Genomic DNA, 255 nt, shown 5'->3' with positions numbered 1-255 from the left:
CCGCCAGCCGCTCCGCCTGAGCAGCCAACGCCCCCGCCGACTTACCCGACACCACCCACGGCACCGCAACCTCCGGCACCACACCAGACCCGACAACCCGCTCAGCACCAGACCCGACAACCCGCTCGGCACCAGACCCGACAACCGGCTCGGCACCAGACAACCCCGCCGGCTCCTCCACCGGCGCCTGCTCCACAATCACATGCGCATTCGTCCCACTGATCCCGAACGACGACACACCCGCCCGACGCGGAC

General features: G+C 70.2%; 1 protein-coding gene. It reads right to left on the bottom strand.

Translation table 11 applies throughout. From position 1 onward, the window contains the following. Positions 1-255: hypothetical protein (locus RM704_RS45910; RefSeq protein WP_311593676.1), on the bottom strand; the 255-nt coding region annotated here is incomplete at both ends.

The organism is Streptomyces gottesmaniae (assembly GCF_031845845.1).
Classification (GTDB): Bacteria; Actinomycetota; Actinomycetes; order Streptomycetales; family Streptomycetaceae; genus Streptomyces; species Streptomyces akebiae.
This window is presented reverse-complemented; position numbering and strand designations above follow the sequence as displayed.